Genomic DNA, 470 nt, shown 5'->3' with positions numbered 1-470 from the left:
TTAAATAGGGTGTTGCCGTTGCCGTCAGTGACAATCAAGGTGTCGCCAACTTGGGTGCCAGTCGCGAGAGTCACGGTGGCGGTCACAGTGCCATCAGTACCGATCTCATCGCTGTTGAACACGCCGTCAGTGCCCATGCCGCTGAACTCAACGGTGGGTGCAGGTGCGGCAACATTGTCCACAGGCTGGTTGTCGGTGGCGGTTGCAGAGGGGTTACCGGCGATATCAATCACTTGCGCGGTGACATCAACATCGGTCGCGCCTGCAGTGACAGGGACTTCAACGTCAAAGCCGTTGTCGAGCATGTCCTGAGTGACAGGGCCGTTAAATAGGGTGTTGCCATTGCCGTCAGTGACAATCAAGGTGTCGCCAACTTGGGTGCCAGTCGCTAGCGTCACGGTGGCGGTCACAGTACCGTCGCTGCCGATCTCATCGCTGTTGAAGATACCATCGCTGCCCATGCCGCTGAA

1 protein-coding gene is annotated in these 470 nt (G+C 57.7%); it reads right to left on the bottom strand.

Features of this window, described 5'->3' with window-relative positions; genetic code table 11:
* Positions 1 to 470, bottom strand: a 470-nt coding sequence (locus H5125_RS21810) for a hypothetical protein (protein WP_220487402.1), incomplete at both ends; no start/stop codon positions are given.

This window comes from Shewanella sp. SR44-4 (genome assembly GCF_014163715.1).
Taxonomy (GTDB): domain Bacteria; phylum Pseudomonadota; class Gammaproteobacteria; order Enterobacterales; family Shewanellaceae; genus Shewanella.
This window is presented reverse-complemented; position numbering and strand designations above follow the sequence as displayed.